Source organism: Arthrobacter sp. DMZ02-1R, assembly GCF_057747935.1.
In genome coordinates this window covers 3,778,117-3,804,636 of sequence record NZ_CM173230.1, presented here as the reverse complement: position 1 = coordinate 3,804,636, position 26,520 = coordinate 3,778,117, and the positions used below count along the sequence as shown (strand labels likewise).

Genomic DNA, 26,520 nt, shown 5'->3' with positions numbered 1-26,520 from the left:
CTGGACCCATGACCACTGGCAGGCACTCCGCCACAGAACTTGACCCATCGCTGGACGACTACGAACTGGCTGCTGCCCTGGTCCGGGAAGCCGGGCAACTTGCCCTGCTGATGCGGATGGGCGGGTTGCAGGGAGAACGCAAGACTTCGGTTTCGGACGTGGTGACCGCCGCGGACCATGCGGCCGAGGCCTATGTCCTTGAACAGCTGCGCCGCTGCCGTCCGGACGACGGCATCCTTGGCGAAGAGGGAAGCTCGGTGGCAGGAACCAGCGGCCGCATGTGGGTGATCGACCCCGTGGACGGTACCTACAATTTCCTGCACGGCTCCACGTACTGGTGCTCGGCGATCGCCTTGAAGCACGAGCGGCCGGCATCGCACGGCGTCGCCTCGGATGCCGACGTCATCCTCGGAGCCGTCTACCAGCCCGAGTTGGACAAGCTCTGGATTGGCGGGGAAGGCCGCCCCGCAACGCTCAACGATGAACGTATCTCCGGACCATCGGGGGCGGCCCTCAGCGAACTCGGCGCCGCCACCTACATCCACCCCACGTGGCTGGCCGATCCCCGCGCCGCCATGCCGTGGCACGCCGCAGCGGTGTCCACCGCCTCGCTGCGCATGTTCGGATCCGGCTCCTGCGATCTCGGCCGGGTGGCCGACGGCGAACTGGGCTGCTGGTTTCAACACAGCTGCCCCGAGTGGGACTGGCTCCCCGGCAAGGCGATCGTCCGCGCGGCAGGCGGGGACACCGACGTCGTGCGCGTTAACGGCCTCGATTGGTTCATTGCCGGAGGTCCGACGGCGGTCCGGGAGTTGCGCCTGGCGCTCACCTCGGTGCCGCAGCTCACCTGAGCATGCGCTCCCCTTGGTGTGAGGAGTGGACATAGTGCTGCGGTTCCTGTGAGCATGCGCTCCCCTTGGTGTGAGGAGTGGACATAGTGCTGTTATGTCCACTGGTTCAGGCGAGGAGGGGGCATGTCCCTTGGGGGGGATTGGCCAGGGCTCGTGAGTGGTATCCGGACATCCGGTGTCGGAGCCACCGCCTAGACTGGTAAACACCATGGATATGTTGTTTGACCCGTACGCGGATGGTCCCTTCAAAGCTGCCAGCAGAGCTGCCACCAAGGCCGCTCCGGCCATGCTTTCGCGCGCCGGAGGTGGGCTGCCGGACTTCGAACGAGGCTTGCCCGACGCCGGCGGCCAGCTGGGGCACGAAGCCGGACCCGGCGCGCCCGGTGACAGTGTGTCCGGTGGTCGCGAGTCCGGTGGGGTGTCCCGGGGCGGGACGCCCGGCGGTGCGGCGTCCAGTGGTGGGCACGGTCGGGGCCACTCGGGCTTGCCGTCTGCGGAAGCCTTGCTCCAGGGGCTGAACCCGCAACAGGAGGAAGCCGTCAAACATGCCGGCAGCCCATTGTTGATCGTGGCTGGCGCAGGTTCGGGCAAAACCCGCGTGCTATCGAACCGCATTGCCTACTTGATCGCCACCGGACGGGCCCATCACGGCGAGATCCTGGCCATCACGTTCACCAACAAGGCAGCCGCGGAAATGCGGGAACGCATCGAAGCCTTGGTGGGCGGCCGCGCCAAGACCATGTGGATATCCACCTTCCACTCCTCCTGCGTGCGCATCCTGCGCCGCGAGGCTGCCAACGTGGGGCTGAACTCCAACTTCTCCATCTACGACTCCGCGGACTCCCTGCGGCTCATCACGCTCGTGGCCAAGAACCTGGACATCGACCCCAAGCGCTTCGCGCCCAAGGCCATCCAGCACAAGATCTCGGCGCTCAAGAACGAGCTCATCGACGACGATGCGTTCGCCTCGAGCGCCAACTACAACGAACCCTTCGAGCAGGCCGTTGCCGAGGTCTTCAAGGGCTACACCCAGCGCCTGCGCCAAGCCAATGCCATGGACTTCGACGACCTCATCGCGCAGACCGTCTACATGTTCCGGGCCTTCCCCGCGCTCGCAGAGTCGTACCGCCGCCGTTTCCGGCACGTCCTCGTGGACGAATACCAGGACACCAACCACGCCCAGTACGCCTTGGTCCGCGAAATCGTCGGCGAGGGTCCCCACGCGAGCGAGCTCACCGTCGTCGGCGACTCGGACCAATCCATCTACGCCTTCCGTGGTGCGGACATCCGCAACATCGTCGAATTCGAGAACGACTACCCGGAAGCCCGCACCATCAAGTTGGAGCAGAACTACCGTTCCACGCAGAACATCCTGAGCGCTGCGAACTCCGTTATTTCACGCAACCCGAACCGTCCGGACAAGAAACTCTGGACGGCCGAAGGCGACGGCGAAAAGATCATCGGTTACGTCGGGGAGAATGAGCACGACGAAGCCCAGTTCATCGCCAAGGAAATCGACCGGCTCCAGGACGAGGACGGCCTGCGTCCCGGCGATGTGGCCATCTTCTACCGCACCAATGCCCAGTCCCGCTCCATTGAAGACGTCCTGGTCCGCGTGGGCCTGCCGTACAAAGTGGTAGGTGGCACCCGATTCTACGAGCGCAAGGAAATCAAGGACGCCCTCGCGTACCTTCGTGTCCTGGTGAACCCGGACGACGACGTCAATTTGCGTCGCGTCCTCAACGAACCCAAGCGGGGGATCGGCGATCGCGCCGAGGGCGCCGTGGCGGCTTTGGCCGAGCGTGAGCGTACGTCGTTCATGGCGGCGGCGCGCAAGGCAGACCAGGCTCCCGGCATGGCCACCCGCTCCGTGAACGCGGTTCTGGGCTTCGTGAAGCTCCTGGATGACCTGGCCGAGGTGGCTTCCGGATCGGGGGCTGCGGCCGCCCTTGAGGCTGTCCTCGAACAGACCGGGTACCTCGCGGGGCTTCGCGCCAGTACGGACCCGCAGGACGAATCGCGCGTGGAAAACCTCGCCGAATTGGTGGCCGTGGTGCGCGAATACGAGCGTGACAACCCCGAAGGCTCGCTGGGGGAGTTCCTTGAGCAAGTCTCCCTCGTGGCCGACGCCGACCAGATCCCGGACGCCCCGGAGGGATCCTCCGAGGACGCAGCCGCCGCAGTTGCGGAGGCCAAGCGGATGGGCGTGGTCACGCTCATGACCCTCCACACGGCCAAGGGCTTGGAATTCCCGGTGGTCTTCCTGACCGGCATGGAACACGGGCTCTTCCCGCATCAGCGCTCAGCAACGGACCCCAAGGAACTGGCAGAAGAGCGCCGCCTGGCTTATGTGGGCCTTACCCGTGCACGGAAGCGCCTGTATGTGACCCGCTCGGAAGTCCGCAGCATGTGGGGCCAGAGCCAATACAACCCCGCCAGCCAGTTCCTTGAAGAGATCCCGAACGAACTCGTGGAGTGGAAGCGCGAAGGCACCTCCCGGCAGGTCAGCGGCTGGGGCAACGCGCCCATCGGCTCCGGGCGTTACGGCGGTTCCTTCTGGGGGGCGGGCACCTCCGGCGGGGCTGCCGCTAGCCCAACCGCCGGTTTCAACGCCGACGTGCCGGCCGCCGTCGTACGCAACCGGGTCCAGCCGCAAAAGGAAGTGGTCGCCGTCGTCGTGGGGGACAAAGTGAACCACACCAGCTTCGGCAACGGCACCGTGATTGGCGTCGAGGGGGCTGGCGACAAGACTGTGGCGAAGGTGAAGTTCGACGTCGGGGAGAAGCGACTGCTGTTGCGTTACGCGCCGCTGACCAAACTGGATTCCTAGCGACTAACTGCGTCCTGTCGTCCTAGCATGACGGTGGCAGCATGCTCGGTAAAACCGCGTCATATAGCGGTTTTTCTACGGTCGATAGAAGTGTGTGGTTACTCACTTAACGGGTACTGTAGAACCGGCTGGCCTCCCCGGGGGGCTAAAGTTCGAGAGGAACTTGCGCAATGTGACCGGCTGCCTGGCGGCCGTTCGATGTGCACCTATCCGCAGCCGGTTTTCGCGGTCACCGTGGTTTCCGGCTGTACAGAAACTACTTCGACGTAGAAGGACACTAAACCGTGGACCTGTTTGAATATCAGGCGCGCGATATGTTCGAAGCGCACGGTGTACCCGTGCTCGCCGGCATCGTGGCGCACACCCCTGAAGAAGCAAAGGCTGCAGCCGAGAACATTGGCGGCGTGACCGTCGTCAAGGCGCAGGTAAAGGTCGGTGGCCGTGGCAAGGCTGGCGGTGTGAAGGTCGCAAAGTCCGCTGACGAAGCGCTTGAGCACGCCACCAACATCCTTGGCATGGACATCAAGGGCCACACCGTCAACAAGGTCATGATCGCCCAGGGCGCAGACATTGCTGAGGAATACTACTTCTCCGTCCTTCTGGACCGGGCCAACCGCAACTACCTGGCCATGTGCTCCGTTGAAGGCGGCATGGAAATCGAGCAGCTCGCTGTAGAACGCCCCGAGGCCCTCGCCAAGGTTGCCATCGATCCCGCCGTCGGAATCGACCAGGCCAAGGCCGACGAAATCGTTGCCGCAGCAGGTTTCTCCGAGGAACTGCGCGGCAAGGTCGCCTCCGTCATCCTCAAGCTCTGGGACGTCTTCAAGAAGGAAGACGCGACCCTGGTTGAGGTCAACCCCCTGGTCAAGACGGGCGCGGGCGACATTGTTGCGCTCGACGGCAAGGTCTCGCTGGACGAGAACGCCGGCTTCCGCCACGTTCACCACGTTGAACTCGAAGACAAAGACGCGGCTGACCCGCTCGAGGCCAAGGCCAAGGCGCAGGACCTCAACTACGTGAAGCTTGACGGCTCGGTTGGCATCATCGGCAACGGCGCCGGTCTTGTGATGTCCACCCTCGACGTCGTTGCTTACGCAGGCGAAAACCACGGCAACGTCAAGCCGGCCAACTTCCTGGACATCGGCGGTGGAGCTTCTGCCGAGGTCATGGCAGCCGGCTTGGACGTCATCCTTGGCGACGAGCAGGTCAAGAGCGTTTTCGTGAACGTCTTCGGCGGCATCACCGCATGTGACGCTGTGGCAAAGGGCATCGTCGGCGCACTTGCCGAGCTTGGCGTCCACGCCAACAAGCCGCTGGTTGTCCGCCTCGACGGCAACAACGTCGAAGAGGGCCGCCGCATCCTGGCCGAGGCCAACCACCCGCTGGTTACCCTGGCAGCCACCATGGACGAGGGCGCCGACAAGGCCGCCGAACTCGCCAACGCAGCGAAGTAAGGGACGCAAGACTATGTCTATCTACCTCAACAAGGACTCCAAGGTCATCGTCCAGGGCATCACCGGCGGCGAAGGCACCAAGCACACCTCCCTGATGCTCAAGGCCGGCACCAACATCGTCGGTGGCGTCAATGCCCGCAAGGCAGGCACCACGGTCCTGCACGGCGGCAAGGATATCACCGTCTTCGGCACCGTCAAGGAAGCCATCGCGGAGACTGGCGCTGACGTCTCGATCGTCTTCGTGCCGCCGGCATTCACCAAGTCTGCCGTGGTTGAGGCCATTGAAGCAGGCATCGGCCTGGTCGTTGTCATCACCGAAGGCGTGCCGGTTCAGGATTCCGCCGAGTTCTGGGCACTCGCCCAGGCCACCGTGGACGCTGACGGCAAGCAGATCACCCGCATCATCGGGCCGAACTGCCCCGGCATCATCACACCGGGCGAAGCACTGGTTGGCATCACCCCGGCAAACATCACGGGCAAGGGCCCCATCGGCCTGGTTTCCAAGTCCGGTACCTTGACCTACCAGATGATGTACGAACTGCGCGACCTCGGCTTCTCCACCGCCATCGGCATCGGTGGCGACCCGGTCATCGGCACTACCCACATCGACGCCCTGGCAGCGTTCGAGGCTGACCCCGAGACCAAGGCAATCGTCATGATCGGCGAAATCGGTGGCGACGCCGAAGAGCGCGCAGCCGACTTCATCAAGGCCAACGTCACCAAGCCGGTTGTCGGCTACGTTGCAGGCTTCACCGCCCCCGAGGGCAAGACCATGGGCCACGCAGGCGCCATCGTCTCCGGCTCTGCGGGTACGGCACAGGCCAAGAAGGAAGCCCTCGAAGCTGCAGGCGTGAAGGTCGGCAAGACGCCGTCCGAGACCGCCAAGCTGCTCCGCGAGGTCTTTGCGGCTCTCTAGCACCACGGCAGGGCCCTTTCGGCGGCGCCCGTCACCTTCCACGTGAAGGTGACGGGCGCCGTCGTCGTTTAACTGCTGGACAGGGCGGGCGAGTGTCTGCCCGGACGACGCTCGCTCACCTTTGGCGGGTTCTGGCCGGACGCTCGCTCACGTATGGCGGGTTCTGGCCGGACGCTCGCTCACCTCTTGTGAGCGAGCGTTGGCGGTCAAGACCGGATTTGTGAGCGAGCGTTGGCGATTCGGGCGCCATAGGTGAGCGAGCGTTGGCGGGGAAGGCCTGTTATGTGAGCGAGCGTCGATGTGGACGGGGTGTTAGGACCAAGGCTTGTGGTCCGAATCGATAGTTTGTTAGTATGTCAGGACAAACTATTCAAGGAGAGCATATGCCCCTCGTCCGCATCGACGTCAACGAAGGCCGCACGCCGGAGCAGCTCGGCGAACTCAGCAAGCGAATCCACGATGCCATCCTTGCCGAGTATGGCATCCCGGAGCGCGACTACTTCCACATCATCACTGAGCATCTTTCCGGCCAGATTGTTGCGCAGGATGCCGGGCTTGGTTTTGAACGAAGTTCCGGCGTGGTCATGATCCAGATATTCACCCAGGGCGGGCGTAGTCGCGAAGCGAAGCAATCTTTGTTCGCTGCCATTGCCGCCCAGCTCGGCGAGATTGGTGTTGCAGGCGAGGATGTCTTCATCGGTTACGTGGAAAACACCGCCGATGACTGGTCCTTCGGCTTCGGTCGCGCCCAGTATGTCACTGGAGAGCTCGCCGTTCCTGCCCGGTAACTCCGGCGATTTGGCGCTGATTCAGGGTGCGCCGCGCAGTAGTTTAGGCCTTTACGTTTCGTTGTAAATATGTCAGTACAAACCTTTGACAGGACATGAATTCTGGTGCAAAGTAGTGCTGTGGCCCCGCTCACGTGCGGGCCGGCAAAAGCACCGGAGCTCTCACCGTCCCGCAAGAAGAGTTCACTACAGAAAGGTCCGCGATCACCGTGACCCACGAACTGCTCACCATCGGGCGCATCAGCGTTGATATCTACCCGAACGACATCGGTGTGGGACTGGAGGACGTGCAATCCTTCGGCAAGTATCTTGGCGGCTCGCCGTCCAATGTGGCCGTTGCTGCAGCCCGCCACGGCCGCCGCAGTGGCGTCATCACGCGTACGGGCGACGACCCTTTCGGCATCTACCTGCACCGCGAGCTGCGTAAGTTCAAGGTCGACGACGCTTTCGTCACCCCGGTGCCGGGCCTTCAAACGCCGGCCACGTTCTGCGCGATCCAGCCCCCGCACGACTTCCCGTTGTACTTCTACGGCCGATTCCCCACGGCACCGGACCTGCAGATCAAGGCCGAGGAACTGGACCTGGACGCCATCAAGAACGCCGGCATCTTCTGGTCCACGGTGACCGGCCTCTGCCAGGAGCCCAGCCGCTCCGCCCACCTGGCAGCTCACGAAGCCCGGCCCCGCACCGGCCTGCGCGGGGGCCAGTACACCATCCTGGACCTGGACTACCGGCCGATGTTCTGGGCTTCCGAGGACGAGGCCCGGGCAGAGGTCGCCAAGATCCTGCCCCACGTCACGGTGGCCATCGGCAATGACAAGGAATGTGCCGTGGCCGTGGGCGAAGGAACACCGGACGAGCAGGCCGACCGGCTGCTGGCCGCGGGCGTCGAGATCGCCGTCGTCAAGCTCGGCCCCGAGGGTGTCATGGCCAAGACTCGCACCGAACGCGTCGTCTCCGCGCCGGTCCCCGTTGAGACCGTCAACGGCCTGGGCGCGGGGGACTCCTTCGGCGGCGCTTTCTGCCACGGCCTGCTGTCCGGCTGGCCTTTGGCCCAGATCCTGGACTACGCCAACGCTGCCGGCGCGATTGTCGCCTCCCGGCTTTCTTGCGCCGACGCGATGCCGACGCCGGAGGAAGTCACCTCGTTGCTCGCCGAACGCGGCCGCCTGACCCCGGCCGGCACCAATGCAGCTTCCCACGCAGCAGTTTCCGAAGGAGCAACACGTTGAGCTTCAATGATGATCCCCGCCGTTACGAGCACCTGAGTGCGCTCCGGCTTGAAGATCCCGACGCCGTTGCCCGCGCCGCCGCAGCACGTCGCCGCCACCCGGGGCTGAAGTACGGGACCCAGAACTTCATCGTCGCGGCCGACCACCCGGCCCGCGGCGCCCTGAGCGTAGGTGCCGACCCGGTGGCGATGGCTGACCGCCGGGATCTCTTGGACCGGCTGCAGATCGCTTTGGCGAATCCCGCCGTCGACGGCGTCCTGGCTTCACCGGACATCATGGACGATCTGCTCCTGCTCGGCGCCCTCGACGGCAAGCTCGTCTTCGGTTCGATGAACCGTGGCGGCCTCGCCGGACTGGTCAACGAAATCGACGACCGATTCACGGGCCATACCGCAGCCGCCTTGGACGCCCTCGGCGCCGACGGCGGCAAGATGCTCACCCGCATCTGCCTTGGCGACCCGGATACGGCGTCAATCCTGGAAGCCACGGCCAAGGCGGTGGATTCCCTCGCAGCGCGCAAGCTGATTGCCATGGTGGAGCCGTTCCTGTCCGTCCGTGAGGCAAACGGCAAGGTCCGCAACGACCTCTCGCCGGATGCCGTCATCAAGTCCGTCGCGATCGCGCAGGGCCTGGGCTCCACGAGCGCCTACACCTGGATGAAGCTTCCGGTCGTGGCCGAAATGGAACGCGTCATGGCCGCCACCACGCTGCCCACAGTCCTGCTCGGCGGGGATCCGGACGCAGGCCAGGATGAGGTCTTCGCAAGTTGGCAGGCCGCGCTTGCCTTGCCCGGGGTCCAAGGCTTGACTGTGGGACGGACCCTTTTGTATCCGGCCGACGGAGACGTGGCCGGTGCAGTGGCCACTGCCGCCTCGCTGCTGAAGTCACCTGCGAAAGTATCGGAATAGACCCATGGGGAAAAATATGTCAACGCGCAGAATGACGGTCGCCCAGGCGGTTGTCGAGTTCCTGTCCAAGCAGTACACGGTGGATTCCGTGGGCGGGAGTGAGTACCGGGAACGCCTGATTCCGGGCACCTTCGGGATCTTTGGCCACGGCAACGTCGCCGGCGTCGGGCAGGCCCTCAAGCAGTACCAGCAGCTCGATCCGACCATCATGCCGTACTACCAGGGACGCAACGAGCAGGCCCAGTCGCACCAGGCCGTTGGCTACGCCCGGCATACGCGCCGCCGCCAGACCTTCGCGATCAGCACCTCGATCGGCCCTGGTTCCTCGAACCTGCTGACCGGCGCCGCACTGGCCACCACCAACCGGCTGCCGGTCCTGCTGCTGCCGAGCGATACCTTCGCCACCCGCGCGGCTGACCCGGTGCTGCAGCAGCTCGAGCTGCCCTACGCCTACGACATTACGGTCAACGACGCCTTCCGTCCGCTCTCGAAGTTCTTCGACCGGGTGTCCCGTCCGGAGCAGTTGTTCTCGGCGTTCCACCACGGCTTGCGCGTCCTGACTGACCCGGCCGAGACCGGCGCCGTGACCATTTCGCTGCCGCAGGATGTCCAGGCCGAGGCCTTGGATGTTCCGGAGGAGTTCCTGGCCGAGCGTGAGTGGCGGATCCGCCGCCCGGAAGCCGACGACGACGATATCCGCCGCGCCACTGAGGCCATCCGCGCAGCTAGACGGCCATTGATCATCGCGGGCGGCGGCGTCCTCTACGCCTTCGCCAATGAGGAGCTGGCCAAGTTTGCCGAGCTGACCGGCATCCCGGTGGGCAACACCCAGGCCGGCGTCGGCGTCCTGCCGTGGGACCACCAGTTCTCGCTCGGAGCCATCGGCTCCACGGGCACGACGGCGGCGAACGCCATCGCGGCCGAAGCTGACTTGATCATCGGCATCGGTACCCGATACGAGGACTTCACGACGGCGTCGCGCACTGCGTTCCAGAACCCCGACGTGAAGTTTGTGAACATCAACGTGGCCGCGATCGACGCCTACAAGCACGGCACCGTGCTGCCGATCGTCGCCGACGCCCGCAAGGCACTCGTCAAGCTGAACCAGGCCCTCGGCGGATACCGCGTCGGCGCGGACCTGGAGCAGAAGATCGCGGCGGAGAAGAAACGCTGGAACGCGATCGTAGACGAAGCCTTCGACACCCGGCACACGCCGCTCCCGGCGCAGAACGAGATCATCGGCGCCACCAATCGGGCGATGGAAAAGCAGGACGTTGTCATCTGCGCCGCCGGTTCCCTGCCCGGTGACCTGCACAAGATGTGGCGCGTCCGGGATCCCTTCGGCTACCACGTGGAGTACGCCTATTCCTGCATGGGTTACGAGATCCCAGGCGGCCTGGGTGTCAAGCGTGCCGCCTTGGCCGAGGCCGCCGCGGGCGGCGAGAACCGCGACGTCGTGGTCATGGTGGGAGACGGCTCCTACCTGATGATGCACACCGAGCTGGTCACCGCCGTCGCCGAACGCATCAAGCTGATCGTGGTCCTGATCCAGAACCACGGCTACGCCTCCATCGGCTCGCTCTCCGAGTCCCTGGGCTCGCAGCGCTTCGGCACACAATACCGCGTGCTGGACAAGGAACAGCACTCCTTCGACGCCGGAGCGAACCTGCCCATCGATCTTGCCCTTAACGCCGAAAGTCTCGGCGCGAAGGTCATCCGGATCGAGCCGGGCGAGAAGGTCATCGCCGAGCTGGAACAGGCCATCCGGGACGCGAAAGCGGCACCGGAGGACAGCGGACCGATCGTCATCCATGTCGAATCGGACCCCCTCCTGGACGCTCCGAGCTCCGAATCTTGGTGGGACGTTCCCGTCTCGCAGGTCTCCGAACTCGAATCCACCCAGCAGGCCTACCAGACGTACACAGACCACAAGAACCGCCAGCGCAAGCTGCTCGGCTAGACCCCCAAAGCTAAAGACAAGGAAGTCCGCACATGTCGACGACCACACTGACCACCATCAAGCATTTCATCAACGGTGTTGAAACTGCCGGCGCAGGCGATCGCAGCCAGCCGGTCTACAACCCTGCCACCGGTGCCGTGTCCGCAACGCTGCGCCTTGCGAACCGGGCCGATCTTGACGCCACTGTTGCAGCCGCCAAGGCCGCCAGCAAAAAGTGGGGAGATTTCTCCCTGGCCAAGCGCACCGCTGTCCTGTTCAAGTTCCGCGAACTCGTCGCCTCCCACGTGGACGAACTCGCGGCCCTGATCACGGCCGAGCACGGCAAGGTTATTTCCGATGCCAAGGGCGAGATCGGCCGCGGCCTCGAAGTGATCGAGTTCGCCTGCGGCATCCCGCAGCTGCTCAAGGGCGACTACTCGGACCAGGTCTCCACGGGCATCGACGTGTTCTCCTTCCGCGAGCCGCTCGGCGTCGTCGCAGGCATCACCCCGTTCAACTTCCCGGTCATGGTGCCTCTGTGGATGGCCCCGATGGCGATCGCCACCGGCAACGCGTTCATCCTCAAGCCTTCCGAACGGGACCCCTCAGCGTCCATGCTCCTGGCCAAGCTCTGGAAGCAGGCCGGCCTGCCCGACGGCGTGTTCCAGGTCCTGCACGGCGACAAGGAAACCGTCGATGGGCTTCTGACCCACCCGGACGTGGACGGCATCTCCTTCGTCGGCTCCACTCCGATCGCCAGGTACGTCCACGAAACCGCGACCGCGCATGGCAAGCGGGTCCAGGCCCTGGGCGGCGCCAAGAACCACGCGATCATCATGCCCGACGCCGATCTGGACAACGCTGCCGACCACCTGGCCGCGGCTGCGTTCGGTTCCGCCGGGGAACGGTGCATGGCCATCTCTGTTGCGGTCGCCGTCGGCGATGCAGCCGATCTGCTGGTCAAGAAGGTCGAGGAGCGCGCCCTGGCCGTGAAGGTCAAGAACGGCACCGAGCCCGACGCCGAAATGGGCCCGGTCATCACCCCGGCCTCCAAAGAACGCATCGTGCGGATTGTCACCGAAGCCGAAGCCGCGGGCGCGGCGATGGTGGTTGACGGCCGTGACCTCGTGGTCCCCGGCCACGAGGAAGGCTTCTGGGTTGGCCCCACCGTGATCGACCACGTCAAGACCGAAATGACCGCTTACACCGAGGAAATCTTCGGGCCTGTCTTGGTAGTGGTCCGCGTGGAGGACCTGGATGAAGGCATCAAGCTCATCAACTCCAACCCCTACGGCAACGGCACCGCCATCTTCACGTCCTCCGGTGCCAACGCGCGCAAGTTCCAGCGCTCCGTCACCGTGGGCATGGTAGGCATCAACGTCCCCTTGCCGGTGCCCGTGGCCTACCACTCCTTCGGTGGTTGGAAGGCCTCTTTGTTCGGCGACAAGCACATCTACGGTCCGGAAGGCGTGTCCTTCTACACCCGTGGCAAGGTAGTCACGTCCCGCTGGCCCGAACCCACCCATGAGTCCGGCGCCTCCTACAACTTCCCGTCCAACTAGCCCCTCCCACCCAACTAGTCCCCACCGCCACCCTCGCCTCGCAAGCTCGGCCAGGGAACCCTGGCGGCGTGGGCCCACGCAGTAGTTGTCGTAATGAGCCCTCACAACGACAACAAATGCGAGTCAGTTGGGCCGGCCGAGCGCCGTTTTGAACAAGGATTGAGCAATGACAGAGAACAAACTCATCATCGGCACAGCCCCGGACTCCTGGGGCGTCTGGTTCGCGGATGACCCCAAGCAGACCCCGTGGGAGCGTTTCCTGGACGAAGTGGCTGAGTCTGGCTACAAATGGATCGAACTTGGTCCCTATGGCTACTTGCCGAGCGATCCCACCCGCCTTGGCGAAGAACTCAAGCAGCGCGACCTCAAGGTCACGGCCGGAACGGTCTTCACGGCCTTCCACCGCGGTGCCGCTCAGTACGAGGAAGCCTGGGAGCCGGCACGCAAAGTCGCCGAGTTGACCGCCGCCATGGGCGGCGAGCACATCGTGGTCATTCCCGCGATGTGGCGCGACGACGTCACGGGCGAGGCTGTAGAAAGCGGCGAACTGTCGCAGGAGCAGTGGAATGATCTGTTCGCAGGCCACAACCGCATGGGCAAGGTGTTGCTGGAGGACTTCGGCCTGAAGCAGCAGTTCCATTCCCACGCAGATTCCCACGTTGGAGCCCAAGCCGATATCGAGCACCTGCTTGCCGAAACCGATCCCCAGTACTTGAACCTGTGCCTGGACACTGGACACGCCGAATATTGCGGAGCGTCCAGCCTTGAACTGATCAAGAACTACCCGGACCGCATCGGCTACCTGCACCTGAAGCAGATCAACCCGGATGTCCTGAAGAAGGTCAATGAGGAAAACATGACCTGGGCCGCAGCCAACCTGGCTGGTGTCATGACCGAACCGCCGAACGGCCTGCCGGACCTGCGTGCAGTCATCGAAGCCGTTGAAGGACTCAACCGCCCGATCTTTGGCATTGTGGAACAGGACATGTACCCCGTGGCCTTCGACGTCCCCATGCCCATCGCCAAGCGCACCCGCAACTACCTGCTGTCGTGCGGTTCCCGCACCACCGTGCAGTAGGACAGAACACCTCGTAGCCTCGCAGGCACCGACAACTAAGGACAGTACATTGACTGACATTCTCCGCGTGGCCGTCATCGGCGCAGGCCGCATGGGCGCCGACCACATCAAGCGGCTCAGCACCCGGATCCACGGCGCTGAAGTAGCCGCCGTCGTCGACGTCGACCTCTCCCGCGCACAGGCCGCCATCGCAGGGATCGACGGCGCCGTGGCCCTCGTCAGTGCCGAAGAGGCCCTCAACAACGGCGACGTCAACGCCGTGCTGATTGCCACTCCGGGATTCCTGCACGAGGAAATCCTCTACAAGGCACTGGAGAAGGACTTCCCCATCCTCTGCGAAAAGCCGCTCACCCCGGATGCCGAGAGTGCCTGGAAAGTTGTCCAGGCCGAAACTGCAACCGGCCACAAGCGCATCCAGGTGGGCTTCATGCGCCGTTTCGACGCCGAATATGCCGCTTTGGGTTCCGTGATCCGCGACCATGAACTCGGCGAGCTGCTCATGCTGCACCACCAGCACCGCAACCCGACCACGCCGCCGGGTTTCACCAACGAGATGCTTATCAACGACTCCGTGGTCCACGAATTCGATGCCATCCGTTTCTTCACCGGCGAGGAAATCACCTCCGTGCAGGTCCGTCTGGGCAAGGCAACGCGCAACGCCCCAAACGGCCAGCACGATCCCCAGCACGTCCTGATCGAGACCGAGTCCGGTGTCCTGGCCGACGTCGAGATCTACGTGAACGCCAAGTTCGGCTATGAAGTCGCGACCCAGGCGTCCTTCGAGGACGGCATCGTGAACATCGGTGGCGACGGCGGTCCTTACGTCCGCAGCGCCGGCCACTGGGGCGGTAAGGTCACGCCCGGTTTCGAAGAGCGCTTCGGTGCCGCGTACGACGTCGAGGTCCAGGCTTGGGTGGACGCCGCCCGCCGCGGCGAAATCGGCGGTCCGACCGCCTGGGATGGGTACGCTACCGCTGCTTGCTGCGAGGCAGGCGTCGAGGCCCAGAAGTCGGGCGAAAAGGTCGCAGTGCAGCTGAACACCAAGCCCGATCTGTACAAGTAGGAGTGACTATGAAGATTGCCCTCGATCCCACCCCGTTCCACCACAGCCACGGCCTGCTGGAATTCCCGCGGCTGGCCGCCGATCTCGGCTACAAATACCTCCAGCTGACCCCGCATGCCGACTTCATCCCGTTCTTCAACCACCCCAAGGCCGACGACGAGCTCGTGGGCCAGCTCAAGAAAGCCTGCAAGGACGCCGACGTCGAGATCGCCTCCGTGCTTCCGGTGCTGCGTTGGTCCGGGCCCGATGAGGACGCCCGCGAAGCCGCCGTACGCTACTGGAAGCGTGCCATCCAGATCACCGTTGATCTTGGCGTGCACACCATGAACACCGAATTCAGCGGGCGTCCGGAAAAGGCAGAGGAGTCCGAAAGGGCTTTCTACCGTTCCATGGAGGAGCTCCTTCCGATCATCGAGCGCGAGGGCCTCGACGTCCTCATCGACCCGCACCCGGACGACTTCGTGGAGGACGGACTTGCTGCCCTGCGCGTCATCCGTGGCGTGAACTCGCCCAATATCGGCATGGTCTACGTTGCCTCGCACACCTTCCACATGGGCAACAAACCGCTCGACATCATGCGTGCCGCGGGGGACAAGCTGCGCTTGGTGCACGTGTCCGACACCATGGACCACCACGCCTCCCACGGGTTGCGCTACATCACCAACCCGCCCGGCAACGCCGTGCGCGTGCACCAGCACCTCAAGATCGGCGACGGCGACGTCAACTGGGACGAGTTCTTCGGCGGACTCAAGGAAATCGGCTTCCTGGACAAGGACAACACCGTCATGGTGTCCAGCGTCTTCGCCGAGGACGACAACGCCAACGAGGTGTCCCGGTATCAACTGGAGACCATGGGCAAGTACATCGCCAAAGTCCAGTAGGGGCTACGGGTTCTTGTCGTTGTCGCTGGCGGCGGCGCGTGCGCTGGCGGCGCGGGCGACGTGGCTTCGGGCGTGCTCCACGGCGGGGGCTAGTTCGGTGAAGAGGTGTTTGTGGTGGCGAAGGGAGTCCAGGACCCCCACCTGGGTGACGAGCCGAAGGTGGCGCTCTTGGATCCCTTTGATCAGCACGGTGATTCCGCGGCGCTCCAGGGCCTGGACGATGTCTGTGATCGTTCTGGCCCCGGTTGCGTCCAGAATCTGCAGTTGTGACATACGGATGATCACGACGTCGACGTTCCGGATGGCGCTGACCCGCTCCAGGACGCGCTCGGCGGCGGCGAAGAACAGGGCCCCGTCGAGCCGGAACACGGCGATGTGCTCGTCCCCTTCGTGGACCGGGCCGGGGATTTCCTCCCGGTGCACCCCGCTGGACCGGACCAAGGCACGCAGGGCGAAGAAGGCGGCGGCCGCGATCCCGATTTCCACGGCTTGGATCAGGTCGAAGGACACCGTGATCAGCCCGGTGACGAAGAACACGACTGTGTCGGCGCGGGTTGATCCGATCACGCTGCGCAGCGTCTTGAGGGAGACCATGCGTGTGGCGGTGACCATCAGCACCCCGGCCAGTGCGGCCAGGGGGATGCGGGAAACCGGGCCGGTGGCCAGGTACACCACGGCCAGCAGGACCAACGCGTGGGTGATGGCGGCGAGGCGTGTCCGGCCGCCCGAGCGAATGTTCACCGCGGTGCGGGCGATTGCACCTGTGGCCGGCATGCCACCGAAGAATCCGGACGCGACGGACGCCAGGCCCTGGCCCAGGAGTTCACGGTCCGCGTCGTAGGGGCCGGTATCGGAGATCGACGCCCCGACCCGTGCCGAGAGCAGCGACTCGATCGCGGCCAGGGCCGCGATCGTGGCCGCGGACCCGGCCAGCGCGGTGATCGTCGCGAAGTCCACGGACGGCATCATTGGGGCAGGCAGGGAATCGGGCAGGGCTCCGATCCGGGTCACGGGCAGGTCGAGGAACTGCGCGGCCACAGTGGCGACGATGATCGCGATGAGCGAGCCCGGGATCCGGGGGTGGATCCGCGGTGAGACAACCATGATCACCGCCACCAGAGCTACCACGGCAACCGGGGCAAGAACCGAGGTTGGGGACACAGTACCGATGGCCTGGATGGCCGAGATGACGGCGTTGCCGCTAGGCCCGGGCTTGGCGCCGAACGCGGCAGGGACCTGCTGCAGGAAGATGATCACCGCGATTCCGACGGTGAAGCCCTCGATCACAGGCCAGGGCAGGAGCGTCACGACCCGCCCGAGTTTGAGTAGCCCGGCGGCAACCACTATCACCCCGGCAAGGACCGAGACGGCGGCCAGTGCACCGAGCCCGTGGGCGGCGATGACCGGGCCCAGAACCACGACCATGGCGCCGGTGGGTCCGGAGACCTGGATATTGGAACCACCGAAGACGGCTGCGATCACTCCGGCGATCACGGCGGTGATCAGTCCGCTGGCCGCACCCGCGCCAGAGCTGACGCCGAACGCCAGAGCCAAGGGCAGCGCGACGATGCCGACTGTGACCCCGGCGACCAGGTCTCCTCTCCAGGTACGCGGCAACAGCGCGTAGTCCTGCCGCCCGGGCAGTAAGGCCCGGGCCGCGACCAGGGCCTTCACCGGGTACTGGCCGCTGCGGCTGACGCGGGTGCAGTCGCTTCTGAGGACTCAAGCTGCGCCCGGGTGGTGTGCAGCATGTCGTTGAGCAGCAGTCTCGCCACGGAGAGGAGTTCCGCGACCTGTGGGTACGCCAGGGTGTAGAACATCTGCAGTGCCCGTCGCTCTCCCGTGACGAGGTGATATCGGCGCAGCACCGACAGGTGCTGGGACAGGTGCGAAGCCTCCAGGCCCGTTGCGGCTAGAAGCTCTGTCACTGACACCTCGGGCGCCTCCGACAGCAGCTCCAGCACCCGGATCCTGACCGGGTGGGCCAGCCCCTTGAACAGATTGGCCTTCACCTCGTACAGCGGTGCCCGGAAATCCGCGAACTCTTCCATGACTGCCTCCTTGCCCGTCAGCACAAGCCTTTGCTTGACTATTTTATGGATTCATCATCCAGCATACCAAGGGCGGCAACGGAAAGCCTTGCGGGCCAGCGCCGAGGGCCCCATCCGATTTCTCGGATGAGGCCCTCCTCTGTGGTTCGGTGAACTGGCTAGGCCGTCACGTTCAGCGACGCCGAAAGCGCAGCGTCGGCGTCGCGCAGGACCTTGGCTGCCACCTCGAGCCCTTCGATCCTGCCAAGGGAGGTGTCTTCGTGTTCGATGTTGACGAGCATGCCGGGATCCACCTCGTGGAGCGCACGCAGGAACTCGGTCCAGTAGGCGGTGTCGTGCCCGCGGCCGAGGGCCACGAAGTCCCACGCGGAGTTCTTGGGCCACTCGTTGGCCCATTCGTCGCCACCGAGGTTGGTCCGGCTTTCGTCCGGTGAGAGCCGGCGGAAGCTGTTGTCGAGGACGCCGTACAGAGCGGCATTCGCCGTGTTCACACGGACATCTTTCGCGGCGGCCTGGAAAATCAGGGGTCCGAGTTCACGGACCACGGCAACCGGATCCATCTGCTGCCAGAACAAGTGCGAGGCGTCCAACTCGACGCCGACGTGCGTGGCGCCGGTGAGCTCGATGAGTTTGTGCACGTCGGCTGTGTTGAACACGATGTTCTGCGGGTGCAGCTCGAGGGCTACCTTCACGCCATGGTCAGCGGCCAGGCGGTCAGTCTCGCGCCAGAACTTCGCCGCGATGTCCCATTGGTAATCCAACACATCCAAAGCCGCCGAATTCCACGCATTGACAATCCAGTTCGTCACGGTCGCGCCGGGCTCACCGCCGGGCAAGCCGGACATGGTCACCACCCGGTTCTGACCGAGACGTTCCGCGAGCCGGATGGAGCGGCGGATGTCCTCGGCATGTTTCTCGCCGATCTCACGCTTCGGGTGCAGGGGGTTGCCGTTGCAGTTCAGGCCTGCAATGGCGACCCCGGTCCCCTCGAAAATCCCGAGGTAGTCGTCCCGCGCGGCATCCGATACGAGGATGTCGTCGAATGTGGGGACGTGCACGGCGGGCAGGAATCCGCCGGTGTTGACCTCGATTCCCGTGAGGCCCAGGTCAGCGATGACCTTGAGGGCCTCCGGAAGCGGCCGGTCGTGCAGGATTGCGTTGTAGACGCCGAGTTTCATAGCGTGATCGTCTTTCCGTTGTTGAGTGCGGATTCCGTGACTGCGCCGAGCAGTTCCATGTTGCGCACGCCCTCGTCGAATGTGGCGCAGCGGGGGAGCGACTCGGATTCCGGCAGACCGGCAACCTCTTCAAGGAACGCGCGGGCCTGGTAGCCGAAGGCGTCGTTCTGGCCGAAGCCAACCTCGGGGGCGTCCATGGCGAGGCCGCCGGCGATGTAGGGGTGGCCCGGGCCGAGGATGACCTGGCGGTAGCCGTTTTCGTTGCCGGAGCCATCGTTGAGGAACAGCTGGATTTCGGAGGGGCGGCGCTGGTCGAACTTGGCCGCACCGTTCTCGCAGAACACTTCGAAGTTGAGGCTGTTGGCGTGGCCGGCTGCGACGCGGGAGACTTCAAAGCTGCCGGCGCCGTTTTCGAACTCTGCGTTGAAAGCCGCGTAATCGTCGTTCTCCACAGCCTCGAAGGTGTCGCTCACCGCTGCGTGGTCGTGGCCGATGACGGCTGCGAGCGGCAGTGGGCGCTTGCCGATCACGGTGCTCAGGCGCCCGCCGCTGATGGACTTGATGTCGCCGCAGAGGAACTCGGAGACGTAGGCCAAGTGGCTTCCGACGTCGGCCAGTGCACCCGAGCCGGGGCCGCCCTTGTAGCGCCAGCTCATGGGAGCCGACGGGCTAAAGCCGTAGTCGGTCCAGTAGCGGCCGCTGAAGTGCAGTACCTTGCCGAGGACGCCGGTGCGGATCAAGTCGCGGATGTAGGCGATGCCGGGCGTGCGGCGGAACGTGAAGCCGATGCGCGCAATGCTGGAAGCGTTGTTGGCTGCGTCAGCCATGGCGCGGGCATCCTCGAGGGAGTCGCTCAGCGGCTTCTCGCACAGGACGTGCTTGCCTGCGGCCAGGAGTCCCTCGACCACCTCGCGGTGGAGGGAATTCGCGATGACGACGCTCACGACGTCGATATCGTCCGCTTCTGCGATCGCCTGCCACGAGGTGTCATTGCGTTCGTAGCCAAAGCGGCGGGCAGCGAGGGACCCGAACTCTGCGTTCACGTCGCCGATCGATACGAGGCGCACCGGCGGAAGCACGGGGCTGTAAAGGGCGGACGCTGTGCGGTAGGCCGCCGCGTGTGCCTTGCCGGCCATTCCTGCGCCGATGACGGCGACCCCTAGGCTCTCAGCCATTGATTTCTCCTTCGAAATTAAGCCTGGGTGCCGAACACCCCTTGCGGCATTTTGGAGCGCTACAATTTAGCACTGGACTCAAAGCCTAATCATGTGAGTATGTCCTGTCAATGTCCTGGCGAATAGCCTTGACAATAGAGCAGAAAGGTTCCCGAATCGTGAGTGCGATCCGTCCCAAAAGCCGCCGCCCGACCATCTATGACGTTGCCAAACATGCCGGCGTCTCGCCGTCGTTGGTGTCCTTGGTCCTCCAGTCGCCGGAAAGGGTCAGTGACAAGCGCCGTGAAGCCGTCCAGGCGGCAATGTCGGAGCTCGGCTACCGCCCCAGCCGGGCCGCGACCACACTTGCGAGCAATCGGACCAAGAGCATTGGCCTGCTGATTGACGACTACAGGAACCTCTGGTTCGTCGATCTGCTCAGGGGCATGGAGTCGGTTCTCTCGGAACTCGGTTACCATGTCATGCTGGCCGACTCCCAGCCCGGCGAGAACCGCATCAAGGAAGCCGCCGACGGGCTGCTTGCCATGCACGTTGACGCGCTTGTCATCGCCGCGGAACCGACCGAGTCCATGCTGGCCCGGACGTGGGTCCCAACGGTGGTGGCCGGGTGGCGCAAGGGGGTGCCGGACGGCGCCGATCTCATAACGAACGACGATGACGGCGGGGGCGGCATGGCTGCTGACCACTTGTTGGGGCTCGGCCATACCCGCATCGGCCATCTCTCAGGGTCCGACGGCGCGTCAGCCCACCGGCGCGCCGGTTTCCGGCGGCAGATCCAGACGGCGGGCGTCGAACTTCTGGTTGCCGAGTCCAAAGGCACCTCGGAGGAGGACGGTTACATTGCCGCCTCTTGGCTCCTGGACCACCATCCGGACACGACGGCGATCTTCGCAGCCAACGACACCATGGCCGTGGGCGCATTCGCTGCCCTCAAGGCGCGCGGGCTGGAGGTGCCCGGCGACATTTCGGTGATCGGCTATGACAACTCTCCGCTGGCCAAGTCGAGGTACCTGGACATCACCTCGATCGACAACCGCAGCGACCTTGTCGGGATTGATGTTGCGCACAGGCTGCTCGCCAGGATTCAGGATCCTGCCATAAGTCCCCAGCAGACCTTGATCGAACCCGCCCTGGTTGTCCGCTCGACGACGGCGCGCGCGGCACCTTAGCCCTGATTCGGCGGTGTTCGGGCGAGGTCACGTGATCAACTCACGTAAAAACATCCTAATGTCAGGACAAAGTATTGACATCTGTGAGGCTAGTCACCATGATCTGTGTAGAGGGCTTTGAGCTTCTGCAGAGTGGCAGGGCCACAACCCCAATCAAAGGAGATAAATCGTGAAGAAGTTTTCCTGGCGGAAGGCGGCACTCGTAGCGGCCGTCGTTCCGATGATGGCTCTCAGTGCTTGTTCCAGCCAAGGCGGGAAGCCGGCTGACACCGGCAACGCTGCCGCTGGCGGCGGTCAGGCTGTGAGCACTCCGCGGATCAAGGTAGCACTCATCACCCACGCACCGTCGGGTGACACCTTCTGGGACATCGTCCGCAAGGGCGCTGAGGAGGCAGCCGCGAAGGACAACGTTGACCTTCAGTACCTGAACGACCCCGAAGCCGGCCGTCAGGCCCAGCTGGTCCAGCAGGCGATTGACCAGAAGGTTGACGGCATCGCAGTCACACTCGCCACCCCGGACGCCCTGAAGGACGTCCTGAAGAAGGCCACCGATGCAGGCATTCCCGTAGTGAGCCTCAATGCCGGGGAGGACGTTTCCGCGAAGCTCGGAGCATTTACGCACTTCGGCTCGAATGAGACGCTCGCTGGCGCCGCCGTCGGTACCCAGCTCGCCGCCCAAGGCTTCAAACACCCGGTCTGCGTTATTCAAGCGCAGGGCCACGTCGGTCTCGAGGCGCGGTGCGCCGGTGTCAAGCAGAAGGTGCCCGGAACGGAGATCCTGTACGTAAACGGCCAGGACATGACTGCTGTCCAGTCGACCGCGACGGCAAAGCTCCAGGCTACGAAGGACGCTGATGTCATCATCGGCCTCGGCGCCCCGATCACGGTGACCTTGCTCAAGTCCGTCACGGATGCAAGCAGTTCGGCCAAGGTTGCAAGTTTCGACCTCAACGCCGAACTGGCCCAGGACATTGTTGACGGCAAGGTTCTCTTCACGGTGGACCAGCAGCCGTGGCTCCAGGGCTACATGTCCGTAGACGCAATCTGGCAGAACAAGCGCGGAGGCTTCAAGATCGGCGGCGGCCAGCCGGTGCTCACCGGGCCGGCCATCGTCGACAAATCCAACGCGAAGGACGTCCTCAAGTTTGCCCAGCAGGGCCTCCGCTAGATCCAGGAACCTGGCCGCGCGGCGGGCGACCGCCGCGCGGCCTGACCAACAAGGAGTTATTCCCATGGCAAGCACAACTACCCTGCCGCCGGCGCCGGCTTCAGCACCCGGGCCACGTGGCGATGAGAGGATGGGGCGACGCAGCCCCTTCCAGAAGCTCCTGGGCCGCCCCGAGGTGGGCGCCCTCGTAGGAGCAGTGGTCCTCTTCATCTTCTTCTCCCTCGTCTCCAGCACCTTCCTGCAGCCGAATGCGTTTGCGACCGTGCTGTATGGTTCTTCGACGATCGGAATCATGGCGGTGGGGGTCGCGTTGCTCATGATCGGCGGCGAGTTTGACCTTTCCGCAGGTGTCGCCGTGATCTCGTCCGCGCTCACCGCGTCACTGTTCAGCTGGTACTTCTCAATGAACGTCTGGGTCGGGGTGACCCTAGCGCTCGTGGTCTCCCTCGGGATCGGATTCATCAACGGCTACATTCTGATCAAGACGAAGTTGCCGAGCTTCATCGTCACGCTCGCGACATTCCTCATGCTCACTGGCCTCAACCTCGCCCTCACACGCGCCATCGGCGGCAGTGTTTCGTCGCCGTCGATCGGCTCCATGGATGGTTTCGCATCGGCTCGAGCCGTCTTCGCATCCTCGATCAACATCGGTGGCGTCGATGTGAAGAATACGATCTTCATCTGGATCATCCTCGTTGCGGTCGCGTCGTGGGTCTTGCTCCGCACCAAGGTGGGCAACTGGATTTTCGCCTCGGGCGGTGATGCGAACGCTGCCCGCGCCGTGGGTGTTCCCGTGACAAAGACCAAGATCGGCCTGTTCATGGCGGTCGGCTTCTGCGGCTGGGTTCTGGGCATGCACAACCTGTTCGCCTTCGACGCCGTGCAGTCCGGCGAAGGTGTGGGCAACGAGTTCCTCTACATCATCGCCGCGGTCATCGGCGGCTGCCTCCTTACTGGTGGTTACGGCTCGGCGGTGGGCGGCGCGATCGGTGCGTTCATCTTCGGCATGGCCAACAAGGGCATCGTCTACGCGCAGTGGAACCCGGACTGGTTCAAGTTCTTCCTGGGCCTGATGCTGCTGCTGGCCACCATCGTCAACCTCATCGTCAAACGCCGCGCAGAGCTCAAGTAAAGGGGCGGACCAATGAATGCCAAACAGATCGACCAGCAGACCCTGCTCAAGGATGAAAAGGATCCGCTGACCCACACCCCCGTGCACCTGCTCTCGCTGGACGGTGTCGGCAAGCACTACGGCAACATCATCGCCTTGCGCGACGTGACCATGGCCGTTGACAACGGCCGCGTGACCTGCGTCCTGGGCGACAACGGTGCCGGCAAGTCCACGCTGATCAAGATCATCGCCGGCCTGCACCAGCACGACGAAGGCGTGCTGCACGTCATGGGCGATGTGCGGAAGTTCAATTCGCCCCGCGACGCGCTGGACGCCGGCATCGCCACGGTCTACCAGGACCTGGCCGTGGTCCCGCTGATGCCGATCTGGCGGAACTTCTTCCTCGGCTCGGAACTGACCACCGGGTGGGGGCCGTTCAAGAGCATGGATGTCCAGAAAATGAAGGACATCACGCTCAAGGAACTGGCCGCGATGGGCATCGACCTGCGCGATGTGGAACAGCCCATCGGCCAGCTCTCCGGCGGTGAGCGCCAGTGTGTGGCGATCGCCCGCGCCGTGTATTTCGGGGCGAAGGTGTTGATCCTGGACGAACCGACGGCCGCGCTGGGTGTCAAGCAGTCCGGCGTCGTGCTCCGATACATCCTGCAGGCCCGCGACCGCGGGCTGGGCGTCATTTTCATTACCCACAACCCGCACCACGCCTTCCCTGTCGGGGACCGGTTCCTGCTGCTCAAGCGCGGCAAGTCGATCGGCTACTACGACAAGAAGGACATCACCCTGGACGAACTCACGGCGCAGATGGCAGGTGGCGCCGAACTGGCCGAGCTCGCCCACGAGCTCGAACAGCTCGGCGGACACTCCGACGTCGTCAAGGAAGTCAAGGCCGAAGTCGCCGAGGTAGCCGAGGCTGCCGACGTCGCTGACGTCGATGACGACTCAAGGGAAAACATCCCGCGGCACGCCTAGCGCGCAGGGACACAGCGCCGAGGGAGTCGGGGGTCCGCCGGAAGACCGGACGGACCCCCGCTCGCCCGTGCCACCGCTCGCCGTGCCACCGCGGGAACCTGAACGAAGTAGTAGACAGGAAGACAGCATGCCGATCCGGGTAGGCGTTATCGGCGCCGGTGTCATGGGCGCAGACCACATCAAAAACCTCTCCACCAGCATCAGCGGGGCCGAAGTCACCTTTGTGGCAGACCTCGACGCCGGACGTGCGGCGGCCGCCGCGCCGCCATCCGCGCGCATCACCACCGATCCGTCCGAGCTGATCAACTCCAGTGAGGTAGACGCCGTCGTCGTCGCTTCACATGACTCCACCCATGCCGGACTGGTGTTGGAATGCTTCGAAGCGATGACCCCGGTGCTGTGCGAAAAGCCGCTGGCTCCCACGCTCCTTGAGAGCCGCGAAGTTGTGGAGGCCGAGGCCGATATAGTCGCCGCCACCGGTGCCAGGCTGCTGTCGATGGGTTTCATGAGGCGCTTCGATCCGGGCTATGTCGCACTGCGCGAATCCACCCGGGCGCGCACCCAAGGCGAACCCTTGCAGGTCCATTGCACCAGCCGGACGGCGTCCGCTGGTCCGGGTGCAAGCTCGGAATCCGCCATCACCAATTCCGCCATCCACGAGCTCGACATCATCCCCTGGCTGCTGGACGCACCCATCACGGAGGTCTCGTGGCAAGCGGGGCGCAGTTCCCGGCACAGCACCGGTGACCTGAGGGACCCCGCCTTCATGCTCCTGCGAGCAGCCGACGGCACGCTGGCTACCCTCGAGCTGTTCCTCAACGCGCAGTATGGCTACACCACACAGTGCGAGGTCGTTTCAGAGTTTGGCACCACTGCGTTACCGGAACCGGCCGCACTGGCCGTGCAACAGGACGGAGAGCGGCGCTCCTCCATTCCCGCTGACTGGCGTCCACGTTTCGCTGACGCCTACCGCTTGCAGCTCCAGGCCTGGATTTCCGCTCTCGAAAAGGGAGAGCCTGCGCCTTTGGCTACGGGGGAGGACGGCTTGCGGGCATCGCAGCTTGCCCAAGCCATGATCCGTTCGCTCCACAGCGACGGTGCCTACACGAAGGTGGTCTACTGATGGTTGCCTCCGGTCTTCCAGCATCCCGCGTTCCGGATTCCCGTGACGCTCCCGCCTTGCGCTGGGGGATCATAGGACCTGGATGGATTGCCGAAAGATTCACGGAGTCGGTGCAGGCCCATTCAACGCAGGTGATCGCCGCCGTCGGCTCCCGTTCACTCGACCGGTCCAAGGCCTTCGCGGACACTTTCGGCGTGCCCGCCGCCTACGGGAGCTACGAAGAGCTGGCAGCGGCTCCAGATATAGACATTGTGTACGTGTGCACTCCACACAACTTCCACCACGGGGCTGCCGTGCTCGCCCTCGACGCCGGCAAACACGTCCTGATCGAGAAACCGATCGGCCTCAACGCGGCACAGGCACGCGATATCGCGGCCCGGGCCAAGGCAGCAGGCGTTTTCGCCGCCGAGGCCATGTGGAGTTTCTTCCTCCCGAAGTTCGACGTGATCCAGCAAGTGCTCGACGCCGGGACGCTGGGATCCGTGACGACCGTCCTGGCGGAGTACGGCGAGCACTTCGAGCGCAGCCACCGCATCTTCGATCCGGCTTTGGCTGGCGGCCCGTTGCTGGACCTGGGCACCTACCCGCTGGCCCTCATCACGGAGGTTCTGGGTGCTCCGGACCGGTTGAGCGCAATCGGCCAGCCACACGAATCCGGCGTCAATGCCCAGCTCTCCGCCATCATGCAATTCCCGGGCGGAAGCCAGGCCGTCATGAACACCCATCTACATAACTTCACCCCCACTGCGGCAACGATCGTCGGATCCGAGGCGACGCTGAGTATCGACGGCCCCTTCAACATGCCCGGCGGCTTCGAGATCCGGTACCCGGACGGCACGCGGCTTCGCTATAGCGAACCAGCCGGAGGGCACCTCCAAGGCCTGCACTACGAAGCGGCGGCAGTGGCTCGTGCCATCGCGGCCGGGGAGACAGAAGCCCGGCAGCGGACCCTGGCCTCCTCCATTCGGACAATGGAAGTCGCCGATGAGATCCGCCGTCAGGTGGGCATTGAATTCCCGGGCGAAGGTAACGCGCCCGCCTGAGCAATTTGTTGTA

The 26,520-nt window shown here is 64.4% G+C and carries 22 protein-coding genes; 18 read left to right on the top strand and 4 right to left on the bottom strand.

All coding sequences use genetic code 11. The annotated features are described in order from the left end of the window. Positions 1 to 8 precede the first annotated feature (8 nt). The 12 genes from AC3ANQ_RS18075 to AC3ANQ_RS18020 all read left to right on the top strand — a co-directional run bounded on the left by AC3ANQ_RS18075 (position 9) and on the right by AC3ANQ_RS18020 (position 15,502). A complete protein-coding gene (locus AC3ANQ_RS18075) occupies positions 9 to 851 on the top strand; it encodes an inositol monophosphatase family protein (protein WP_488302303.1) in 843 nt (280 codons plus the stop codon). 208 nt (positions 852 to 1,059) lie between these two features. After that, complete coding sequence (gene pcrA, locus AC3ANQ_RS18070; RefSeq protein ID WP_488302302.1) at positions 1,060 to 3,681, top strand: DNA helicase PcrA; 2,622 nt, start codon at positions 1,060 to 1,062, stop codon at positions 3,679 to 3,681. Between the two features lie 284 nt (positions 3,682 to 3,965). Beyond that, positions 3,966 to 5,135, top strand: a complete 1,170-nt coding sequence (gene sucC, locus AC3ANQ_RS18065; RefSeq protein ID WP_488302301.1) for an ADP-forming succinate--CoA ligase subunit beta — start codon at positions 3,966 to 3,968, stop codon at positions 5,133 to 5,135. 13 nt (positions 5,136 to 5,148) lie between these two features. Beyond that, positions 5,149 to 6,051, top strand: a complete 903-nt coding sequence (gene sucD / locus AC3ANQ_RS18060; RefSeq protein WP_488302300.1) for a succinate--CoA ligase subunit alpha — start codon at positions 5,149 to 5,151, stop codon at positions 6,049 to 6,051. 383 nt (positions 6,052 to 6,434) lie between these two features. Beyond that, positions 6,435 to 6,839, top strand: a complete 405-nt coding sequence (locus tag AC3ANQ_RS18055; RefSeq protein WP_488302299.1) for a tautomerase family protein — start codon at positions 6,435 to 6,437, stop codon at positions 6,837 to 6,839. A gap of 209 nt (positions 6,840 to 7,048) precedes the next feature. Beyond that, a complete protein-coding gene (iolC, locus tag AC3ANQ_RS18050) occupies positions 7,049 to 8,071 on the top strand; it encodes a 5-dehydro-2-deoxygluconokinase (protein WP_488302298.1) in 1,023 nt (340 codons plus the stop codon). Continuing rightward, the gene (locus AC3ANQ_RS18045; RefSeq protein WP_488302297.1) at positions 8,068 to 8,979 is read left to right on the top strand and encodes a Cgl0159 family (beta/alpha)8-fold protein; all 912 of its coding nucleotides are present in this window, start codon (positions 8,068 to 8,070) and stop codon (positions 8,977 to 8,979) included. Before iolC ends, AC3ANQ_RS18045 begins: the two co-directional genes overlap by 4 nt. 31 nt (positions 8,980 to 9,010) lie before the next feature. Beyond that, the gene (iolD, locus tag AC3ANQ_RS18040) at positions 9,011 to 10,939 is read left to right on the top strand and encodes a 3D-(3,5/4)-trihydroxycyclohexane-1,2-dione acylhydrolase (decyclizing) (protein WP_488305368.1); all 1,929 of its coding nucleotides are present in this window, start codon (positions 9,011 to 9,013) and stop codon (positions 10,937 to 10,939) included. A 32-nt stretch (positions 10,940 to 10,971) separates the two neighbouring features. Continuing rightward, positions 10,972 to 12,480: a CoA-acylating methylmalonate-semialdehyde dehydrogenase gene (locus AC3ANQ_RS18035; protein WP_488302296.1), complete on the top strand. Its 1,509-nt coding sequence runs from the start codon at positions 10,972 to 10,974 to the stop codon at positions 12,478 to 12,480. 166 nt (positions 12,481 to 12,646) lie between these two features. Further along, positions 12,647 to 13,558 (top strand): sugar phosphate isomerase/epimerase family protein, encoded by a 912-nt coding sequence (locus tag AC3ANQ_RS18030; protein ID WP_488302295.1) that lies wholly within the window; start codon positions 12,647 to 12,649, stop codon positions 13,556 to 13,558. Between the two features lie 49 nt (positions 13,559 to 13,607). Beyond that, a complete protein-coding gene (locus tag AC3ANQ_RS18025; RefSeq protein ID WP_488302294.1) occupies positions 13,608 to 14,621 on the top strand; it encodes a Gfo/Idh/MocA family protein in 1,014 nt (337 codons plus the stop codon). Between the two features lie 8 nt (positions 14,622 to 14,629). After that, positions 14,630 to 15,502, top strand: a complete 873-nt coding sequence (locus AC3ANQ_RS18020; RefSeq protein ID WP_488302293.1) for a sugar phosphate isomerase/epimerase family protein — start codon at positions 14,630 to 14,632, stop codon at positions 15,500 to 15,502. Between the two features lie 3 nt (positions 15,503 to 15,505). Here AC3ANQ_RS18020 and AC3ANQ_RS18015 read toward each other — a convergent pair whose 3' ends face one another. The 4 genes from AC3ANQ_RS18015 to AC3ANQ_RS18000 form a co-directional block, all read right to left on the bottom strand. Further along, complete coding sequence (locus AC3ANQ_RS18015; RefSeq protein ID WP_488302292.1) at positions 15,506 to 17,176, bottom strand: SulP family inorganic anion transporter; 1,671 nt, start codon at positions 17,174 to 17,176, stop codon at positions 15,506 to 15,508. Continuing rightward, positions 17,173 to 17,553 (bottom strand): ArsR/SmtB family transcription factor, encoded by a 381-nt coding sequence (locus tag AC3ANQ_RS18010; protein ID WP_488302291.1) that lies wholly within the window; start codon positions 17,551 to 17,553, stop codon positions 17,173 to 17,175. Before AC3ANQ_RS18010 ends, AC3ANQ_RS18015 begins: the two co-directional genes overlap by 4 nt. 158 nt (positions 17,554 to 17,711) lie before the next feature. Beyond that, complete coding sequence (locus AC3ANQ_RS18005) at positions 17,712 to 18,731, bottom strand: sugar phosphate isomerase/epimerase family protein (RefSeq protein WP_488302290.1); 1,020 nt, start codon at positions 18,729 to 18,731, stop codon at positions 17,712 to 17,714. Then, entirely contained in the window at positions 18,728 to 19,906 is a 1,179-nt protein-coding gene (locus AC3ANQ_RS18000) for a Gfo/Idh/MocA family protein (protein ID WP_488302289.1), read from the bottom strand. Before AC3ANQ_RS18000 ends, AC3ANQ_RS18005 begins: the two co-directional genes overlap by 4 nt. A gap of 158 nt (positions 19,907 to 20,064) precedes the next feature. Between AC3ANQ_RS18000 and AC3ANQ_RS17995 the strand changes: the two genes are divergently transcribed. From AC3ANQ_RS17995 to AC3ANQ_RS17970, 6 genes are all read left to right on the top strand, one after another. Continuing rightward, positions 20,065 to 21,075, top strand: coding sequence for a LacI family DNA-binding transcriptional regulator (locus AC3ANQ_RS17995; RefSeq protein WP_488302288.1), 1,011 nt, complete (start codon positions 20,065 to 20,067; stop codon positions 21,073 to 21,075). A 169-nt stretch (positions 21,076 to 21,244) separates the two neighbouring features. Then, entirely contained in the window at positions 21,245 to 22,243 is a 999-nt protein-coding gene (locus AC3ANQ_RS17990; protein WP_488302287.1) for a substrate-binding domain-containing protein, read from the top strand. A gap of 64 nt (positions 22,244 to 22,307) precedes the next feature. After that, positions 22,308 to 23,375, top strand: a complete 1,068-nt coding sequence (locus AC3ANQ_RS17985; RefSeq protein WP_488302286.1) for an ABC transporter permease — start codon at positions 22,308 to 22,310, stop codon at positions 23,373 to 23,375. A gap of 12 nt (positions 23,376 to 23,387) precedes the next feature. After that, entirely contained in the window at positions 23,388 to 24,341 is a 954-nt protein-coding gene (locus tag AC3ANQ_RS17980; protein WP_488302285.1) for an ATP-binding cassette domain-containing protein, read from the top strand. A 127-nt stretch (positions 24,342 to 24,468) separates the two neighbouring features. Continuing rightward, positions 24,469 to 25,464: a Gfo/Idh/MocA family oxidoreductase gene (locus AC3ANQ_RS17975; protein WP_488302284.1), complete on the top strand. Its 996-nt coding sequence runs from the start codon at positions 24,469 to 24,471 to the stop codon at positions 25,462 to 25,464. Further along, positions 25,464 to 26,507 carry a Gfo/Idh/MocA family protein gene (locus AC3ANQ_RS17970; RefSeq protein WP_488302283.1) on the top strand — a complete coding sequence of 348 codons (1,044 nt, stop codon included), beginning with the start codon at positions 25,464 to 25,466 and terminating at the stop codon, positions 26,505 to 26,507. Before AC3ANQ_RS17975 ends, AC3ANQ_RS17970 begins: the two co-directional genes overlap by 1 nt. Positions 26,508 to 26,520: the final 13 nt, after the last annotated feature.

Excerpts from the sequence above, each read along its gene's own strand:
- AC3ANQ_RS18075 (WP_488302303.1), top strand. The coding sequence starts at position 9 with ATGACCACTGGCAGGCACTCCGCCACAGAACTTGACCCATCGCTGGAC.
- pcrA (WP_488302302.1), top strand. The coding sequence starts at position 1,060 with ATGGATATGTTGTTTGACCCGTACGCGGATGGTCCCTTCAAAGCTGCC.
- sucD (WP_488302300.1), top strand. The coding sequence starts at position 5,149 with ATGTCTATCTACCTCAACAAGGACTCCAAGGTCATCGTCCAGGGCATC.
- AC3ANQ_RS18055 (WP_488302299.1), top strand. The coding sequence starts at position 6,435 with ATGCCCCTCGTCCGCATCGACGTCAACGAAGGCCGCACGCCGGAGCAG.
- iolD (WP_488305368.1), top strand. The coding sequence starts at position 9,011 with ATGACGGTCGCCCAGGCGGTTGTCGAGTTCCTGTCCAAGCAGTACACG.
- AC3ANQ_RS18035 (WP_488302296.1), top strand. The coding sequence starts at position 10,972 with ATGTCGACGACCACACTGACCACCATCAAGCATTTCATCAACGGTGTT.
- AC3ANQ_RS18030 (WP_488302295.1), top strand. The coding sequence starts at position 12,647 with ATGACAGAGAACAAACTCATCATCGGCACAGCCCCGGACTCCTGGGGC.
- AC3ANQ_RS18020 (WP_488302293.1), top strand. The coding sequence starts at position 14,630 with ATGAAGATTGCCCTCGATCCCACCCCGTTCCACCACAGCCACGGCCTG.
- AC3ANQ_RS18010 (WP_488302291.1), bottom strand. The coding sequence starts at position 17,553 with ATGGAAGAGTTCGCGGATTTCCGGGCACCGCTGTACGAGGTGAAGGCC.
- AC3ANQ_RS18005 (WP_488302290.1), bottom strand. The coding sequence starts at position 18,731 with ATGAAACTCGGCGTCTACAACGCAATCCTGCACGACCGGCCGCTTCCG.
- AC3ANQ_RS18000 (WP_488302289.1), bottom strand. The coding sequence starts at position 19,906 with ATGGCTGAGAGCCTAGGGGTCGCCGTCATCGGCGCAGGAATGGCCGGC.
- AC3ANQ_RS17985 (WP_488302286.1), top strand. The coding sequence starts at position 22,308 with ATGGCAAGCACAACTACCCTGCCGCCGGCGCCGGCTTCAGCACCCGGG.
- AC3ANQ_RS17980 (WP_488302285.1), top strand. The coding sequence starts at position 23,388 with ATGAATGCCAAACAGATCGACCAGCAGACCCTGCTCAAGGATGAAAAG.
- AC3ANQ_RS17975 (WP_488302284.1), top strand. The coding sequence starts at position 24,469 with ATGCCGATCCGGGTAGGCGTTATCGGCGCCGGTGTCATGGGCGCAGAC.
- AC3ANQ_RS17970 (WP_488302283.1), top strand. The coding sequence starts at position 25,464 with ATGGTTGCCTCCGGTCTTCCAGCATCCCGCGTTCCGGATTCCCGTGAC.